General features: G+C 52.4%; 16 protein-coding genes. 7 read left to right on the top strand and 9 right to left on the bottom strand.

Annotated elements, in window-relative coordinates; translation table 11 throughout:
• Positions 1-30: 30 nt before the first annotated feature.
• Complete coding sequence (locus P8N76_14350; GenBank protein MDG2382846.1) at positions 31-429, top strand: diacylglycerol kinase; 399 nt, start codon at positions 31-33, stop codon at positions 427-429.
• A 15-nt stretch (positions 430-444) separates the two neighbouring features.
• On the opposite strand, the gene P8N76_14345 is transcribed toward P8N76_14350, so the two are convergent.
• The 5 genes from P8N76_14345 to P8N76_14325 all read right to left on the bottom strand — a co-directional run bounded on the left by P8N76_14345 (position 445) and on the right by P8N76_14325 (position 5,932).
• Positions 445-1,389 carry a hypothetical protein gene (locus P8N76_14345; GenBank protein ID MDG2382845.1) on the bottom strand — a complete coding sequence of 315 codons (945 nt, stop codon included), beginning with the start codon at positions 1,387-1,389 and terminating at the stop codon, positions 445-447.
• A 79-nt stretch (positions 1,390-1,468) separates the two neighbouring features.
• Positions 1,469-1,951 (bottom strand): molybdopterin-dependent oxidoreductase, encoded by a 483-nt coding sequence (locus tag P8N76_14340; protein MDG2382844.1) that lies wholly within the window; start codon positions 1,949-1,951, stop codon positions 1,469-1,471.
• Between the two features lie 19 nt (positions 1,952-1,970).
• Positions 1,971-2,411, bottom strand: coding sequence for a thioesterase family protein (locus P8N76_14335; GenBank protein MDG2382843.1), 441 nt, complete (start codon positions 2,409-2,411; stop codon positions 1,971-1,973).
• A 42-nt stretch (positions 2,412-2,453) separates the two neighbouring features.
• Positions 2,454-3,623, bottom strand: a complete 1,170-nt coding sequence (locus P8N76_14330; protein MDG2382842.1) for a DNA topoisomerase IV subunit A — start codon at positions 3,621-3,623, stop codon at positions 2,454-2,456.
• 32 nt (positions 3,624-3,655) lie between these two features.
• Positions 3,656-5,932, bottom strand: coding sequence for a DNA topoisomerase VI subunit B (locus P8N76_14325; GenBank protein ID MDG2382841.1), 2,277 nt, complete (start codon positions 5,930-5,932; stop codon positions 3,656-3,658).
• A 338-nt stretch (positions 5,933-6,270) separates the two neighbouring features.
• On the opposite strand from P8N76_14325, the gene P8N76_14320 reads away from it, so the two are divergent.
• From P8N76_14320 to P8N76_14300, 5 genes are all read left to right on the top strand, one after another.
• On the top strand, positions 6,271-6,798 hold the full coding sequence (locus tag P8N76_14320) for a hypothetical protein (GenBank protein ID MDG2382840.1): 528 nt from the start codon (positions 6,271-6,273) through the stop codon (positions 6,796-6,798).
• Positions 6,799-6,838: 40 nt separating this feature from the next.
• On the top strand, positions 6,839-7,201 hold the full coding sequence (locus P8N76_14315) for a hypothetical protein (GenBank protein ID MDG2382839.1): 363 nt from the start codon (positions 6,839-6,841) through the stop codon (positions 7,199-7,201).
• Positions 7,202-7,885: 684 nt separating this feature from the next.
• On the top strand, positions 7,886-8,068 hold the full coding sequence (locus P8N76_14310; protein ID MDG2382838.1) for a hypothetical protein: 183 nt from the start codon (positions 7,886-7,888) through the stop codon (positions 8,066-8,068).
• A 287-nt stretch (positions 8,069-8,355) separates the two neighbouring features.
• Positions 8,356-8,841: a hypothetical protein gene (locus P8N76_14305; protein ID MDG2382837.1), complete on the top strand. Its 486-nt coding sequence runs from the start codon at positions 8,356-8,358 to the stop codon at positions 8,839-8,841.
• 99 nt (positions 8,842-8,940) lie between these two features.
• The gene (locus P8N76_14300; GenBank protein ID MDG2382836.1) at positions 8,941-9,117 is read left to right on the top strand and encodes a hypothetical protein; all 177 of its coding nucleotides are present in this window, start codon (positions 8,941-8,943) and stop codon (positions 9,115-9,117) included.
• Between the two features lie 192 nt (positions 9,118-9,309).
• On the opposite strand, the gene P8N76_14295 is transcribed toward P8N76_14300, so the two are convergent.
• On the bottom strand, positions 9,310-9,882 hold the full coding sequence (locus P8N76_14295; GenBank protein ID MDG2382835.1) for a SpoVG family protein: 573 nt from the start codon (positions 9,880-9,882) through the stop codon (positions 9,310-9,312).
• An 11-nt stretch (positions 9,883-9,893) separates the two neighbouring features.
• Positions 9,894-10,832 carry a 4-(cytidine 5'-diphospho)-2-C-methyl-D-erythritol kinase gene (locus P8N76_14290; protein ID MDG2382834.1) on the bottom strand — a complete coding sequence of 313 codons (939 nt, stop codon included), beginning with the start codon at positions 10,830-10,832 and terminating at the stop codon, positions 9,894-9,896.
• 426 nt (positions 10,833-11,258) lie between these two features.
• On the opposite strand from P8N76_14290, the gene P8N76_14285 reads away from it, so the two are divergent.
• Positions 11,259-12,275, top strand: coding sequence for a DUF368 domain-containing protein (locus P8N76_14285; protein MDG2382833.1), 1,017 nt, complete (start codon positions 11,259-11,261; stop codon positions 12,273-12,275).
• A gap of 2 nt (positions 12,276-12,277) precedes the next feature.
• On the opposite strand, the gene P8N76_14280 is transcribed toward P8N76_14285, so the two are convergent.
• The gene (locus tag P8N76_14280; GenBank protein MDG2382832.1) at positions 12,278-13,600 is read right to left on the bottom strand and encodes a replication-associated recombination protein A; all 1,323 of its coding nucleotides are present in this window, start codon (positions 13,598-13,600) and stop codon (positions 12,278-12,280) included.
• Between the two features lie 235 nt (positions 13,601-13,835).
• Positions 13,836-14,501 (bottom strand): endonuclease III domain-containing protein, encoded by a 666-nt coding sequence (locus tag P8N76_14275; protein MDG2382831.1) that lies wholly within the window; start codon positions 14,499-14,501, stop codon positions 13,836-13,838.
• Positions 14,502-14,671: the final 170 nt, after the last annotated feature.

The raw sequence follows: 14,671 nt of genomic DNA, 5'->3' as shown, positions 1-14,671 counted from the left end.
TGACGGTCATTCGCCAACGAGCAAGTAGCCATGAACCAAGCTAAAAGAAACTCAAGCTGGTCCCACAAATTTCTCTGCGCCTTCCGCGGCTTGCGAATTGGTAGTCAAGGACAATCAAGCTTTTTCGTGCATTTGCCGATGGCCTGCTTTGTCCTCGCAGCTGCGGCCCAACTGCGAGTCACCACGATCGAATGGTGCGTATTGGTGCTTTGCATCACAATTGTGATTGCTGCTGAACTGATCAACGGAGCTCTCGAAACAATCGCACGAGCGATCACGTTAGAACACAACTCTCATATCCGAGATGCCTTGGACATCGGTTCTGCAGCGGTTTTGGTCGCGGCGTTGGGATCCGTCGTCGTGGGCGGCCTGATTCTCGGGCTGCGGTTTGCCATCTACATGGGCTGGTCATCACTCTCGACGATCTAGGCAATCCACTTTGAATCAGGGTGAATTGGCCGAAGGTGAATTGTCGCCTGCAGTAGCCTCAACCTTCGGGAGAGTCTGAAAACTCAGCTCGAAGCTGATCGTCAACTGGGACTCTACCTCACGCTGCTTGGAACGGTTACGCAATTTCAAGGTCTGGTCAAATTTGGATTTCACCAATCGACCGGTCAGCGCGTCAAATAAGATCTCACCCGTACCGTTCTGCTGCACGACCTTGATCGAGAATGGTTTGCCCTCATCGGATTCGATTTCAAATTGATTCTCGACTTTGATTTGTTCAAACAACGTTTCGGAGCCTTCCTGCTTCGCCTGCCCTAGATAGGTGTAGGCGCGAGTCACGGCGAGCCTACCACCATCAGTGGGCAAAACAACCGTCTGTGACTCAGTCCACGTCTGATTGGGAACGAGCCCTTCAGGCGGAAAGACAACGCTACCTTGGCGAACGGCCGTTCGCCACCCATCGCGTCCAAAAGCACGACTGACCAATGCATTGTCCGTTGGAGCCAAACTGTTGGCGGCCTCTGAATCCGTCACTTTTCCCTGTGGCGACATTTTAAATTCACGTTGACCTCCCAGCAGAGGCTTCCAGTAGTTCGCCAGATACGCGGTTGTCCCCGTCGTTTCGGCGTCCGATGTGGAGTCATATTGAAACATTGCCCCATCATTCATTTGCACGCTTTGCCTGACATTGGCTAACGTTTGGGATATTTCAAATTGCCCCTCGGCATCAACTGACTTGACGGCCCAAATCAAATCACACTTGGTGCTATTGGTCACAGTCGAATCCGCCAGCACGTGTTGCGAACTCCAATCGACAACAAGGCGGTATTGCTGATCGGGCTCTAATTGCCATTGCAGCACTTTGGCGGCCTGCCCCCGCGCGGGACTCACGATACACCCCAGCAAGAGCAGGCAGACGGTCCCAATAAATGGCGGTTTCATAGCTTCACTCTTGTTCCGATCGCAGTGCAAGAAAACCAAGTCGACAGCTGGTGGCACAACGGTGCATCATCAGCACTTTTCATTCTTCCTGTTCATGCAACTTCGCATGTTCTTCATCATCTTGAGGACGGTTATCGTAACCCTTACCGACGGTGAGTTCGATTCGGTCAAGGAATTTGACGTTGGCACATTCGTCAATCTCGCTCGTGTGACAAGCGGAATGATTTGGAATAAAAAAACGAAACGGTCCGCCGGCAGCCACATCCAACGGCTGACCATCACGTTGATAGATAATAATCGCCGATTCCTTGACGGGTTGCAGTGGAATGCTGGCATGAAAATCATCCCGACTGCCGTGCAATCCAAGGTGAGTGACCGCTTCGCGCGAACCAACCGCCGCCAGCAAGCCAGCCAGTCGCACAGCATCTCCACCGCGCCGAGCACCCAAACGCGTCACATCTTTTACTTGCCAAACGGGGTCGAGCTGGCGAAGGTCATCAAGACTAAATTCACAGGGCGAAGCGAGCTCACCCTCAATACGTAACACAGAGGCGGTAGTCATTTTTCCCTCAAACCAGAGTTCATTTACTTTCTGATTGCATCGCATTAATTGCCGCTCGAATTTCATCCGTGACACGCATCGACTTTTGGCTATTGTAGTCGAACATCACAATTTTGGATTCACCTTCCGCACAGATCGTGCCAAGCTGCTCGCTAATGAGCCGATGCTCGATTGCGACGCTCGATCGCCCTACTTCTCGAACACGAGCGCCGACAAAAATAGTATCGGGATAGGTCACCTGCCTTCGATAGTTGCAATTAACGGCAGCGAGAATAGGGCCCCACCCCTTGCGTTGCATCGATTCTCCCATGCCAACCAACTCGAGGTAGGCAATCCGTGATGCCTCCATCCAACAGAAGTAGCGAGTGCTGTTGACGTGAGAAAATGCATCCATATCACCCCATAACACGGGAATCGTGAGAATGGCGTGAAAACCTTCAAGATCATTTAAATCGGACATGATTGAGCCTGGAAGTAAAGAAACGGATGAAATCCCACATCATCAATCGAGCCAATCTTTTTTCTTGAGCCGTTCCGGCACGTAGACTTCGGTAACGTAACTGATGTCTTTGCTGATCAACGCTTCGACTTCAAGCTTAAAGTCATTCTTGATCATTTTCTTGATTTCGTTTTGCCATTCACGCTTCTTTTCGAACCACGGATAGTTGGCAATCTGTTGGGCCCGTTTTCGATCATTGTCGTTCATCATAATCCTGACGCTCTCAGAAAGGTCGCAACGTTCGAAATCGATACTTCGCAGCCCGAGAAATTTCGCTTCTGGGATCGCCATTCGACGCGACTCAAACGCGAGATTGATTGACCCTTGTTTGAGCACGCTGTAGATGTAGTACCCCCACGGATCATTATCGAGCAAGCAATAAACAGGCAGTTTGAGTTCGTTGTTCAACCGATAGAGAAGTCTCCGAACACCGCGGGGAGGTTGTCCTTGCCCGTGCGTGAGCAGACAGTTGTATTTCCTCCAGAATTTATCTTCGTTGAATCTTCGCCAAACAGTATCTTTTTCGACATGCAATACGAATTTGGCATCGCACTTCAGAAATTGCATCGTTTCTGGTTCGACGATTGACGGGATGCTGTACCCCCCGGACCCCATTCTTGAGCAATCGATCGTATCGCCACTGTCGACCAACGTGATCGGCCCCACGATCGTACCACGATTGGAGGCATAAAGATGCAGTTCTTCGCGCAGGCTATCCAGCAGTACTTCTACATCTTCAATGATGGGATCGCATTCGGACTGATCTCCGAAGGTCTCCTCCTTGGTGCCCTCGATGGTATGTTTCAAGAGATAGAAGAGTCCACGAATGCTGGTGGTCTTTCCTTGCTCAATCAATCGTTTACAGCCGCTACCGACCAACATCGTTTGCATGTAGGCTTTTGCCTGAGACAGATTAAACAGTTGTCGTCGGTTCGTATTGGTCCCCATCTCAATAATGCGTTTCCGGGGACTGTATTTCACATTTGACAGGGTGCGTGACGGAATATCGATATGCAGATCACGGCGTCGGTCGGCGGCACGTACCACACTATTTGCCAAGCCGGCCAATGACTCGAGCGTTTCTCGGTCGCTTTTGGTGACCTTATCGCCAGTCGACTTTTTCTTCGGCTCGGCGGTGGCGGATTTTTTTCGGACGACCTTACGTTTTGCCATGGTATGTTTATCCTATTGCGGATCCGAGACAACTAACGGGAGCTGCGTTTGGCCTTCGGCCGGCGCGGCCGTGCCACCGAAGCCTTCGGTTTTACTTTAGGCTTTGTTTTCTTTTGAGGCTTCGCTTTGACCGCGGACTCTTTTTCCTTCGTAGTTTCGATCTCCGGCTCGACAGATTCTGCCTCGCTGGGATTGTTCTTAACGCGATTAATACCGGCTAATTGATCTTCGGGTTGAACAATCAGCACATTTTCACCGAAGTCGGCTGAAACTTCTTCAACTCGTTCGCCCCGATCGTCATACTGCACGTCTGCCTCCGCAGTTTGTCTTTTGGCAACTTTCACCAATTGCTCATACAGGTGTTGTCGATCAACACCATTAATTTCGCTCACGGCTCCGGCCACCTCCCCAAGGTATCGAAGAAACGTGTTACGACGTTCTCCTTCTTGCCGCACTCGATTACGTCGTCGCAAATACATGCCCAGTTTTCTGCCAGCGGATTGCAACGCGAGACGTAATTCCTTTTGGATCTCGGGATAGGCCGCAACCGCTTCCTTGGACTCACTGGTAAAGGGAACCCAGACACTGGCAACATGAACCATCAACGTGACAGGGCCTCTTGGCAAACTGTTGCGAGATTGATTCAGGCCATAACTGCGCCAGTTGGTCGACATTACGGTTTGCGTGATCGCACAGGCCGCATGTTGAAACTGCAAGGGCACCCGGTTTGCCAAGCGAAGGACTTCCATCGCCTGCCCTTCGCTAATATTGATTGTCTGCATCGCATGGAGGAGCGCATCAACTTCTTTCGGGGACAAACCTCGCGTAGTTTGCCGCGAACTCACACCAGATGCCTTTATGATTTTCTCAGCACTTTCGGCACCAAGTCCATTGAATGTGGTGATCAGAAACTGGCGAACCGTGCGAACATCCGTTTCGTCCAACAATTCTTCCAACAGCTCTTTGTCGACCCGTTTGGTAGGCGCCTCTCCACCGTAGGCGAGTCCGACTTCAATTTGAAACGGGTTACCTCGATAGACGGATGGCGGGCGCGTTGCCGCCGTATAAAACTCCCCCGGAACAACGTGCCGTAAGCCTTTGAGAATAAGCTCCTCGCCAATCGGGCAGATGCAATCGGTGGAAGGATTGGAAATCTTCGTGTTCTGAATGGCCTGATAGAGCGAATCAGCTTCACGTTGCCCAATTCGAGTCGTTCTTGCGCGCGTACTCAACTTGGCGGTTTGGCAGACACGACGTGCAACGGATGCGCTGACTCGTGAGAAACTCGATGTCAGGAATGACGAGAGCGTTGGCTCGGAAGTATCCTTAAGCATCGCAGCCAAACGCCCCAGTTCGACGCCATACGGATGCGGCTTAATCTCTTTGGGTTCGGGCGGTAGAAACTCCGTCGAACGCAAATAGTCCCTCGAGTTATCGTCCGCGTCAAGAAAGTGCAAAGTCACATGCGGATTGGCAATTGCAGTCTGTTCCAAATACTCATCAACACTACCACGACCACGTTGATAACGAGATTCAAGTTCAATCGTGACTCGAGTTCCATGATCAGAATCAACCCACTCGATGCCATGTTTCTCGAAGTACTTCGCTCCCTTTTCACCAGGTGGAATGTCGACACCCTCACCACGACCGTTGAGGATCTCCGGCTTGTTCTTTTTTGTATCGATTTGAATTTCGTAATAATGTGCCGGCTTGCGTTTGGACACCTTCGAAATAATCTTGACGGGCTTGCCGGTGGTTTGCACGCCATACATCCCGGCTGCGCTAATTCCAATCCCCTGCTGTCCACGACTCTGGCGCAAACGATGGAATTTGGATCCATACAGCAGCTTGCCAAAGATCAGTGGAATCTGCTTTTTCAAAATCCCCGGCCCGTTATCTTGAATAGCCACCTTGTAGCGTTGGGGACCCTCTTGTTGGATATGAACCCAGATCTCTGGAAGGATACCTGCCTCTTCACAAGCATCAAGTGAATTGTCAACGGCCTCCTTGACCGTGGTCAACAACGCTTTGCGAGGATTGTCGAAACCAAGCAGATGTCGGTTCTTGGCAAAAAACTCACTCACGGAGATATCGCGCTGAGACTTCGCCATCGATTCGGCCGTCGCGCGACGGCGACGGCCCGATGGCCGATTGCCATTCGATTCCGAATTCTTCGCCGACTTACTAGCAGCAGTAGGCGATGACCGGAGCGTTTTTTTGGCTCTGGCGGGAGGCAACGTTCGTACTCCTTCACAACCGGCAACGGAGGACCGGAAACGGGATTTGGAATCTCTCGAAGTGACGGCCATTGGACCGCCTGAAGCTCTCACCGGAAACGGTGGAGCCCCTCGACTCGGTAACGATTGGGCAGATTATACCGACAAGGATAGCCGGTTCCCAGTCGGCTTGGCCGAAGCCACGTCAAAGGACCAAAACAATCAGCTCAGTTCGATCAACTCGCAAATAAAGACTCACCCCTACCGGGTGATCGAACCGACACCATCTAGCAGGCCTCCGTCTGGAAACTCCCGCCGCAGGCCGCGACCATCCCACCCTACTACCCCACCACTGACGACCTCGACGAAATCCTCGGCTTGCCAGCCCTTTCGTTGGAGCCTCGCCTGACTGTGACCAAAGGAATCGGACCATGCATTGTGGCAATTGGCACTTTGTAGGTGCATGCTTGTTATCACTCACCGCAGCTCTCGCCGGAACCGCCGCGGCACAAAATTGCCCCAACTGCGTTGCCGGCAGCGAAGGAAGCCTTAGTGGCGTGACCCACGAGTATGGGGGCACCTATTGCGGCAACGGTTCCTGCGGCCACGGAGCTGCCTGTGCACCGTTTGGGAGCTGTGCGAGTAAGCGGGACCACTGGTACCTACCCTACACAGAACAATCCCAGCCTGACCTGTTTTACAACTATTACGTGCCCAACAACTGTGGCTCTCCTGCCGCCGCCTACCCGGCCCCCTACCCCACGCCCAATTTGGTAGGACATACCTATGTGACCTACCAACCGTTGATGCCGCACGAATGGCTCTACAAACACCATCGCAGCTACCACCAGTACTACAACAACGGCATGGGGCTCAATCGCACAAAAGTCAAATGGCAAGGAACACCCGTTCTCACTGCCGTGAAAGGCGTCCGAAACGTATTCCGACTGCCGCGTTAATAATTGTTTACCCGTTGTTTTTCCGCATGGGGTGATGTCCATGAAACGATATGCCGTACTTCTCTTTACGCTCGTCGCTGCAAGTAGTGCATTGACGACGACCGCCTGGGCGGGTGGCTACGTTCAATATGATCGAGCTGCCCGTTGGTATAACGCCAGCAGCTCGTGGCACGGCCCTTATCAGAATGTCGAATGGGGACGTCCCGTGGCTCTGATCTTGCCGCCCACGGTTAATATGCAGACCGAGTATGCTTGGGGCGTCGGACGTACCCGAATGTCACCAATTAACCACCAATTCGGCAGACCCTATGCCCTACCAAACTCCGGTATGACGGCCCCCACGCCCGTCTTCCCCTGGGACACTACCCAGTTCGGAATCTATCCGGTTCGCGGTCCCTGGTAGGGACACCTCTGCGCTCGAATTGGCTCAATGAACGAGTCAGCCTCAGTCACGAACTGGGGTTGCCTCGTTTTTTTAATTGAGTCATAGACGGATCTCGGCCCGATCAAGAGAGCCAAAGAACTCGCTTCCGATGCGTTGTTCCGCTGCTCAAATTAGCGACGGTCAAGCCTGGCAATTTAAGCAATAGAGAGCGACTACACTCTTCGAAACCACCCTGAGTTCGAGTCACCACAATAGTGGCATTTCACCAACGCGCATAATCGTCGCACAACTTGTTTCAGCAACATCGCTTAGCGACCCAACAGCACTCTGCTAGCTCACCAAAACAGTGTGACGCTCTTGCCTGCCCCAAACTGAACGTAGCTGCCTCTTGGAATCGGGAACACCGAATCCTCAAACGGTTTACCGTCGAAACCAATTTCTAACTGCTGGCTTTGGCACCGTGCTTGCATTGGGGAGTCGATCTAGAGAAGGACGATGTCCTTGCTTCAAGGGAGGTCGTGTTGACGTACGGATCGCATCCGAAATTGCGAGTGCGCCGAACGTACACACGTGACGCGACCCTTTCGCCAACCGGGCGAAAGGTGCGTGGAAGATGTGTATGAAAGCGTAACTCTCAACCATTTTGGAAAGCGACTGTTAGTGAAGGTACTGGGTTACCCCACCGAGAGAAAGGAAGTGTAAATGAACGCTGAGAATTCGAGTTATGACGACAACGATTTCGATTATCGCTCAGGTGAAAGTCGCAAGCGAGTGAATCCGCCGAGTCATGAGCGTCGCTCGCGAAACGCAGCACGACGGCGAGCGAAGGCGCCAGATCAATTCAATGGAATTCATCGGCGACGGTCGAAGAAAATCAACTGGTAATTCTCCCAACAAAACCACAACGAAGCCACGAAACATTCACAGCGAAAGCGATGTCTGCTGATCGGTCGAATTAGCTTACGACACGGCGGCGAACATGATCTTGCGCGACGTGGTTGGAGTATCGTTCGATTCGTTGCTGGGATGAGATGGGAGAGATATCGCTTGTCGAAATAACGATTACAGTTGAACAACATCTGGCGTCCTACTGACGTGCAGAGACGTTCGGCTCGTTGAGGAAAATAATGATTGAAGCAGCAGGGGGTTTACTGGAAAGCAGGTCTGTAGTTATGAGTACTATAAGGACTAGGACAACGTCCTTAGATCCGGTGAGAGACGTATCGAAAGAGCAATTTGCGGCCGCGCAGACAAAGACAACCGCGGCTCATTGCTTGGTCGCTTCGACGGTCCAAGCAAAACGCGAATTTCTTTCAGATGCAGCCACTCAAGCGGGTTGGGACACCGTAGTCTGCGCTGATGCTCAGAACGCCACGACCGCTGCTCGCCGAGCCAAATTTCAAATGGCGTGGGTCGACCTTGACCACCACGGCCAAACATCATCCGGATTCCGCGAACTGTGCCAAACATTAGCGGCAACTCCAAGCATGTTACTGGCAGTGTGTGGCCATGAGAGGGATCCAAAAGAGGAAATATGGGCTCGTCAGCTTGGTGTTTGGCTCTATTTGCCGGGCATCTCCATCGACCAAGTCGATGAGATCTCGCTGCTGTGTGAACAAGCACAGCTGATCACAAACAGATTCCAAACGGCGTACTGAACGGAGACCACTTCGGACAAGTATTGAAGTAAACATACCGAGCAAAACGACCGACAAGTCGAACTGCACGGTGTTCGTCTTTTGAACGAAGGAGATGACATGAATTCATCTACGCACAGACATGACGACGAAGAGCATGACGACAGCTCGACCGATGCACGTGACGAACGTCCATTCAAAAAACTGAAACGACCCGCACACAATTTAAAACGGGCCAAAACTCCAGAACGTTTGCGAGGCATGCATCGTCGCCGTCGCAAACGCATGGACTGGTAAACCGCCAAGGCACGGATCGCCTATGAGCTATGATCAAATGACATGCAAGTCATAGGCGCAAGGGGACCATTAAGCTGTCCCCTTGTAAGATCGGGTGGGCGTTTGTCCATTCCGCCCCATCGAAAGATCGCAAGTCGCCACCCGCAACAGCGATCCGTAATAGCGCACTCACTCGAAAAGCTACCAGCCCCGCTAAAAGATTCCGGCCCCGAAATCATCTCTGCCCTGCGGTTCAACCTGCTCCCGACTCGCCGGCCTTCGAGCCGGCATGGAGTGCGGTGCACGAGGCTCGCTGGACGCCGGTTCCGCGTGCATCTTTTCTGGCAACTTGGCAGCCGACTTGTCTTCGCATTCATAGTAGTCGTCGTACCGAGAGACGTAGTCAGGCTCTTTGGCTCGTTCTTGCTCTTTCCGATACTCTGCAATCACTCTTTGCTGAATCATTTCCCGACAAGCAGAATTGATCGGGTGAGCGATGTCCGCATACAACTTGGCACGTCCGTCCTGATCTTTGACCGCTAAGTCATCCTTCAATCGCAATCCACATTGATTGCAAAAAGCTGCTCGCAAATGATTCTTGCATCCGCATTTCGGACAGTGACCGGTGAGCTTGCGGCTAGGCATCGCAACAAAAGGACCGTTGGATCCTTCGATGATTTTGAGATCACGAACCACAAAGCAGTCATCAAATGTAACGGAACAAAACCCTTGTAGACGGTCGTCAGTGTCTTCCATCAATTTGATTCGAACTTCAGTAATTTCCACGGCCCAGCCTCCTAGTTTTTGCTCGCCTCAACGATGCATCGCTGACTGCCAGGCAGGGTCGTAACTTCAAAAACCCTGCCCGGGCATCGCGCACGAAGCATTGAGCTGATGCGTCTTGCGTGTCGAGCCGATCGGCAGAAACCAAAATAGCTGCTTCCGCTTCCACTCATCTGATGGCCTAACACGTCAAGTCGATCGAACTCACGTTGGAGTCGTCCAATCCATGGCGACACACGAATCGCGGCTGGTTGCAGCCGATTAAACATGCGTCGCGAAATATCCCGAACCTGCCGACCCTGCATACACGCGAGCGTCGGTTGAATTTGATTCGAAGGGGAAGATAAGTCTACTTGTTTATAAACGGCAGGCGTCGACAAGCCCTCTGGTGGGCGGATGATCACCACGTGCTGTTTTAATTCGCTCTCGATCGGTTCAATTTGTTCGCCTCGCCCTCGACAAACCGCAGGCTTGCCGAAAAAAAAGTACGGCACATCGCTGCCTAGTTCAGCAGCGATTTCCGTGAGCCGTTCGCGCGACCAATTCAGCTGCCACAACCGATTGGCGCCAATCAGCGCGGCAGCCGCGTCACTTGAGCCACCACCAAGCCCGGCTGACGTTGGAATTCGTTTTTGCAGCTCAACTTGCAGGCCACGCTGAACTCCGCTTGCTTCGCTCAAACGATCTAAAGCTCGCATCACCAAGTTATCAGAGCCGGTTGGAAGGTCGCCAAGGTCAGAAGTCTCGCCATACCCCGACACCCAACGGCATCGAAGGGAGATCTTCCCGTCGTCGGAAGGAGTCAAACGCAGTCGGTCGAATAGAGAGACGGAGACCATGAGGGTTTCAATTTCATGAAATCCATCCGCACGGCGGTCAAGCACCTCAAGATAGAGGTTCAACTTGGCCGGTGCCCAAATGTCGAGTCGCGTCCTGCGTCGAAGGACATACATGCCTAGCCTGCACGTTCAATGGGTATTTTGGGATTCCATCCCAATCATGGAAACAAGTTACTGCCTCTTATCAACCGTCTTCCAGCGTCGAGCAAACATCACCGATGCAAACAGAGCGTCCGTCTTCAGCCAGCAACTAATATCCTCTCAAAATTGTAGTCGGGCAATATACCGGGTCAACATCAGCCATACCCCATGGGACGACACAGATTAACAAAGCTCCCATAAAAGGGCTCCTCGCAAAAGCTACGTAATCAGTTAACTTTGAGCGGAGTCGTTGACGATCCCTTCAGGAGAAAAACTGCTTTGAAGCAACCCTCGCCCAGTAAAACTAATGGGTTTGCAGAGTTTCCGTGTTTTGGGATCGCCCCAATCGCGGCACCAATTTGAGCTAGTTCGACATTTTGTAGACCGAAACATGAAATCATGACAAACCCAGCAAGCCACTCACCCACCCGAATCCACCCTGCCTACCTATTCTCCGTAGGCCTTTGTATGGGTGCGGCCGATGTCGTTCCGGGAGTATCAGGGGGGACAATGGCCTTCGTGTTGGGCGTCTATCCCAATCTACTGCAAGCGATTCGATGTTTTGATTTCGGCATGCTAACCGACTTTTTTCGACTCCGATGGCGCAATGCGTTTCACAACATCCCGTGGCGATTTCTTCTACCGCTGGGTTTGGGGATCGTCACCGCTGTTGGTACGCTTGCCGAATTGTTATCCCATCTCTTGCAATATCACGAATCACTGCTCTTTGCCTTCTTCTTTGGTTTGATCATTGCCTCGATTGTTGCCTTGGCCGGTCGATTGAAATGGAGCCTACCGGCCGCAGCCACCTTACTGCTGGGAGCCGCCTTTGCCTTTTGGTTGGTCGGCCTCGTGCCGGCTGATCCAGGACATTCGCCAATCATTTTGTTTGGAAGTGGCGCGATTGCCATTTGCGCAATGATCCTGCCAGGCATTTCGGGTTCATTCATTTTGCTGATTTTGGGTCAGTACACCTATTGTGTGACCGCCTTAACCAGCCTGATCGATGCAGCACGCGACCTTGACTTTGCAAAAGTCGGATCAACCCTTCTGCAGGTTATCCTACCCGCGGGTCTGGGCGCCGTAACGGGCTTGCTGTTGTTCACCCGTCTCCTGAGTTGGTTATTGAATCGATACTACACCACCACGGTCGCGTTGCTGGTGGGTTTCATGGTGGGTTCCCTTCGGCGCATTTGGCCCTACAAACAAATTCTCTCCGTCGGGCTCGATCGGCATGGCAAAGAGATTCCTTTGGAATGGAGAAACATTCTCCCCACGGAGATGAATGGAGATGTGCTGTTGGCGATCGCGTTGGCCGGACTCGGCTTCGTCTTCTTGAGTTTGATCGATCACATCTACGACCGAAGCAATCCGGTCATTGTCGCCATCATGTCTCGAGCCAAACAGGCTCAATGAATTCAATCTTCTTGCGAGCCCCGCAGTTCGCGTCGAATCTGAACGAGTCGTGCGGAAAGTTCGAGCTCGAAGCCGCGGTGAACCGGCTGATAGTATTCACGCTCAACCCCTAAATAATCCTGGGCCACGATGCCATTTTCGCTGTTGTGGGCGTAGTGATAATCGGTTCCATGATCAAGCTGCTCAGCTCCGGCATAATGACGATCTCTCAGATGACGCGGCACGGTAAGCACTCGGCCACTTTGCACATCCGCTCGGGCCGCGGCGATCGCCCGCGTAGCCGCATTTGATTTTGGAGCACAGGCAAGATAAGTGACTGTTTGCGAGAGCGTTAGTTGGCATTCGGGCAAACCGACAAATTCGCAGGCTTGCATGGCAGCAACGGCCAAGGACAACGCTTGCGGGTCCGCGTTACCGACATCTTCACTGGCAAGAATCACAAGCCGTCGCGTCAAAAAGCGGACATCCTCGCCTCCTTCAAGCATGCGAGCGAGCCAGTAGAGCGCCGCGTCCGCATCGCTACCGCGAATACTTTTAATGAGTGCGCTAGCACAATCATAATGCGTATCGCCGGCTGCATCATAATCGAAGGCTTTTTTTTGCACTGACTCAGCAGCTAATTCACGCGTCAATCGCACCGGACGTTCTGGACTCGAAAGCACCGCAATTTCCAACGCGCCTAAGGCACGGCGCGCGTCTCCATCCGAAATTTCAGCAAGGTACTCCAAGGCCTCTTCCTCTACTTCCACGGGAATATACCCCAACCCACGACGAGAATCCTTCAACGCGCGCTGCAGCAAATCCTTCAAGTCCTCGGCCTCGAGCGGTTCGAACTGAAAGATCTGACTACGACTGACCAGCGCTGAATTGACAGCGAAGAATGGATTCGCGGTGGTCGCACCTACCAAAATCACGACTCCGTTTTCCACATCGTGCAACAGCGCATCTTGCTGTGCTCGATTAAAACGGTGGATTTCATCGATGAACAACAACGTCCGTCGCCCGCCTGTGGCAAGTTCATCCTGGGCCGCTTGCAGAGCAGCACGAACGTCTTTGACCCCACTCGTCACCGCACTCAGTTCACTGAAACGTGAACGAGATTCTTGGGCCAATAATTGCGCCAATGTGGTTTTCCCCGTACCCGGCGGCCCGTAGAAAATCACCGAACCTAATCGATCGGCTTGCAGGAGTCGACGGAGCAATTTCCCTTCGGCAAGAAAATGTTGCTGCCCTACAAATTCCGTCAAGGACTGCGGCCGCATTCTCGCGGCAAGTGGCTGGGCACGGTTGAGATTCTCGCGCTCTTGAGACTCGAACAAAGACATCGCAACCTCGATCGAAAAGGTGGTTTTCAAGTTGACTGTATCATCCACCAGGGACTCTGACCTTGTCAAACGGCACTCGCAAGATATCTTTCCCCGGCAAGTCACACTTCGAGCTGACTGCCAACAGAAGCAGGATTCACATCGCTGCAGCCGCCCTCCCACTCAACTCGCGTTCCAAGCGAGATTCACCCCACGACCGGAAACATCACGGGATACCCCCGCACGGCAGAATCATTTAAGAGCAGGGGTCGAGCGGTCCGCTGGCCGGCAAAATCGATTGCAACGGACAGCCGTCGCATTGGGGTATTCTGCCGCAATGCAGCTTGCCGACCTGCACAATGAGCGCATGAAACTCATTGTAGAGTTTCACGTCTCGCGGCAACGCTTGCTCAGCCGCTGATTGCAACGCATAGTAATCGGCTTCGGCCTCGCTCCAGCCATGCCGCTTGAACACGCGTGCCGTGTAAGTATCGACAACAAAAGCAGGTAGCTGGCCCGCATAGAGTAAAATCGAGTCAGCCGTTTCAGGACCAACCCCATTAATCGAAAGTAATTTTTCACGAAGCTCGTCGACCGGTTCCTCAAACATCAATTCGAGATCCCCGTCGTAAGTTTCATCAAGAAAACGAAGGAAATTGTGCAAACGTCTCGACTTTTGTCGGTAGTATCCGGCCGGTCGAATCAATTCGGCCAATGCGGTGGTCGGTAAATCCCGCATACCGTCTACACAAAGTAGATTTTCATCACGCAAATTTCCTAACGCTCGTTCAACGTTCTTCCAATTTGTATTTTGCGTCAGAATCGTTCCCACAATGACTTCGAAGACTGACTCTCCGGGCCACCAATGCTGAGCACCATATGCTTTTTGCAGCAGTTCGAAGGCTACAAAGATGGAGAACATGCGAATTCCTTTTTGTCAATCAGGCGAACCGACTTTTCCATTCAAAATGGCGTTTACCCGCACGCGCCGGAACATGGCCCCACACGTCAGCGCAGGCGCGTGAAAGCATGGATTGCGACTTACTAACGAAGAAATGTCAATACCTCTATATGGTTAGTTTCCGAACTCAA

The organism is Pirellulaceae bacterium (assembly GCA_029243025.1).
Taxonomy (GTDB): Bacteria; Planctomycetota; Planctomycetia; order Pirellulales; family Pirellulaceae.
Note: the sequence above shows the minus strand (reverse complement) of the source record. Positions and strands in the feature narration are given on the sequence as shown.